Genomic DNA, 2,794 nt, shown 5'->3' with positions numbered 1-2,794 from the left:
GCGTCCTGGGTGCGCGGGTTCACGGCCACCGGCTGGTCCTGCAGGATCCAGCCGCGGCGCAGCACGCTGAGGGCCGCGCCGGAAGCACCGGGCTGGCCCTCGATCTGCGAGAACGCCGCACGTTCGGCGCGCCGCGACAAGATGAAGGTGGCGGCCAGCAGGCCCAGCGGGATGGAGATGATCAGCAGCGTGACCCAGTTGTTGATCAGCAGGCCGATGACCAGGCCGACGGCGACGATGCCGAGGAAGGCCAGCAGCATGAACCAGACAACGTTCGGGTCGTTGCGCCGGGTCATCCGGAAGACCTGGCCGATCTGCTTCAGCCGGCCGGGCTGCTTGTTGGCTTTGGAGGGTTTCCCAGCCTTGGGCTTGCGTGAGAAGAGACCCCGCTTCGGGGCGTCGGAATCGGTGCTATGGGCCATAATGTCCAATTCTATCGTGAGCCAGGAGGCACTCGTGCCGTACGCGGACACGGCAGCGGCCCGGCAGCCGGCAGGCTCCCGGACCGCGGTTCCGGCGGTTCAGCTACCGGGCGGCAATCAGCGTGGCGGCTTCCTGGCGGGTGCTGCCGGACTCGCCGATATGGGCGAGCTGGGGCGGGAGCTCCAAGCCCTTCTTGCGCATCGCGGTGGCCCAGAGGCGGCTGGCCCGGTAGGAGGAGCGCACCAGCGGCCCGCTCATCACGCCCAGGAAGCCGATGTCCTCGGCCTCCTGGCTTAGTTCCACGAATTCCTCCGGCTTCACCCAGCGCTCCACCGGGTGGTGGCGTTCGGTCGGGCGCAGGTACTGCGTGATGGTCACCAGGTCGCAGCCGGCGGCGTGGAGATCGCGCAGCGCCTCGGAAATTTCTTCGCGGGTTTCGCCCATGCCCAGGATCAGGTTGGACTTGGTCACCATGCCCTGGTCGCGGCCCTGCGTGATGACATCCAGCGAACGCTCATAGCGGAAGGCCGGCCGGATGCGCTTGAAGATCCGGGGCACGGTTTCCACGTTGTGCGCGAATACCTCCGGTTTGGCGTCGCAGATGGCCGTGATGTGTTCGGGCTTTCCGGAGAAGTCCGGAATCAGGATTTCGACGCCGGTGCCGGGGTTGAGTTCGTGAATCTTGCGGATGGTCTCGGCGTAGAGCCACACGCCCTCGTCGGCCAGGTCGTCGCGGGCCACGCCGGTGACGGTTGCGTAGCGCAGGTTCATCTGCTGGACCGACTGGGCCACCTTGGTGGGTTCCAGGATGTCGACGGGGGAGGGCTTGCCCGTATGGATCTGGCAAAAGTCGCAGCGGCGCGTGCACTCGGAGCCGCCGATCAGGAACGTCGCCTCGCGGTCTTCCCAGCATTCGAAAATATTGGGGCAGCCTGCCTCTTCGCAGACGGTATGCAGCCCCTCCTTCTTGACCAGGTTCTTCATGCCCACGTACTCGGGGCCCATGTTGACCTTGGCCTTGATCCAGTCCGGCTTGCGCTCAACGGGGGTGGCTGCATTGCGGGCCTCGACGCGCAGCAGGCGGCGTCCTTCAGGGGCGAGCGTCACAACAGGGCTCCTTCGGTCTGGCGGTGGCCAGGGTCGGTGTCGGTGGCCGCGGGGCCGGGGGTGCCGGCCTTGACCAGGGATGTCTCGAACGAGCGGAGTTCTTCCTCCACCCGGTCTGCGATGTCGGCCGGGGCCACGTCCAGCCCGGTCTCGGCCTGGATGGTGGTGGTGCCGGCGTCGGTAATGCCGCAGGCAATGATCTGGCTGTAGGGTGCCAGGTCGTTCCGGCAATTGAGCGCGAAGCCGTGCATGGTTACCCGGCGGTTGACGCGGATGCCGATGGCGGCGATCTTGCGGGCGGGCCCGCGCTCGTCGGCCTCGATCCAGACGCCGGAGCGGCCCTCCATCCTGGTGCCGGCCACGCCGTAATCGGCGAGCACATTAATCAGGACCTGCTCGAGGATGTCAACGTAGTCGGCCACCCGGGTGGGATCCGGGAGGGCCACGATGGGGTAACCCACCAGTTGGCCGGGGCCGTGCCACGTCAGTTTGCCGCCACGGTCGACGCTGACCACGGGGGTGCCGTCCAACGGCCGCTCATGGTCTTCGGTCCGCTTGCCGGCGGTGTAGACGGCGCTGTGCTCCAGCAACAACACGGTGCTGGGCGCCGTGCCCGCCACGACTTCGGCGTGCAGCTTGCGCTGCAGCGCCCAGCCTTCTTCATAATCGACGTAGTTAGGGCCGAAGCCCAGCCGAGAAAACTCAAGAGCCATTCAGCAAGACTACGCTCCGGGGGCCGGGCACTGCTATTTGTGTAACGACTCAAGTGCTGTGGATAACTCCTGCGCCCCGCGGCCAAACGGAGTACAAGTGGTCCATGGAAGATGGGCAGACACCCGGGGCGGCCTCCGTCGGGCAGGAACCGCCGCGGCCGGCGGCGCCGGGGCTGCACGTGCAGCGGTGGCTGGGCAGCGGCGCCTCGGCCTCGGTATGGCTGGTCCGCGACGCGCTGACCCGAACGGAGTATGCACTGAAGGTGCTGTCTGCGCCCACTGTTCCCTCCTCCTCGGACGACGCCGAACGCCCGCGGCCGGGGCCGCGCCCTGCCCGGCACGTATTAGCCGCCGATGAGGGGGAGCCCGCTCCCTGGGCGGTTGCCCCCGAGGGGCAACCGGGGGCCGCGGCCGCTGCCGCCGACCATGAACTATTCCTGTTGGCGGGGGCGCGGCATGAGCACCTGCTGCCCGTCCACGGACAAGTGGCAACCGACCGCGGGCCGGGGCTGCTGCTGGAATATGCTGCCGGCGGCTCGCTCGCGGCGCTC

4 protein-coding genes are annotated in these 2,794 nt (G+C 67.9%); 1 reads left to right on the top strand and 3 read right to left on the bottom strand.

Annotated features, from left to right (window positions below; all coding sequences use genetic code 11):
* From AC5RUJ_RS14000 to lipB, 3 genes are all read right to left on the bottom strand, one after another.
* The coding region (locus AC5RUJ_RS14000; RefSeq protein ID WP_494156029.1) for a DUF4191 family protein at positions 1–422 on the bottom strand (422 nt) is incomplete at its 3' end.
* A 103-nt stretch (positions 423–525) separates the two neighbouring features.
* Positions 526–1,530 carry a lipoyl synthase gene (gene lipA / locus AC5RUJ_RS13995; RefSeq protein ID WP_494013821.1) on the bottom strand — a complete coding sequence of 335 codons (1,005 nt, stop codon included), beginning with the start codon at positions 1,528–1,530 and terminating at the stop codon, positions 526–528.
* The gene (lipB, locus tag AC5RUJ_RS13990) at positions 1,527–2,243 is read right to left on the bottom strand and encodes a lipoyl(octanoyl) transferase LipB (RefSeq protein ID WP_494128819.1); all 717 of its coding nucleotides are present in this window, start codon (positions 2,241–2,243) and stop codon (positions 1,527–1,529) included. Before lipB ends, lipA begins: the two co-directional genes overlap by 4 nt.
* A 104-nt stretch (positions 2,244–2,347) precedes the next feature.
* On the opposite strand from lipB, the gene AC5RUJ_RS13985 reads away from it, so the two are divergent.
* Positions 2,348–2,794, top strand: a 447-nt coding sequence (locus AC5RUJ_RS13985) for a protein kinase family protein (protein ID WP_494156028.1), incomplete at its 3' end; no start/stop codon positions are given.

The sequence above is a fragment of the Arthrobacter sp. Y3223164 genome (assembly GCF_059091005.1).
Note: the sequence above shows the minus strand (reverse complement) of the source record. Positions and strands in the feature narration are given on the sequence as shown.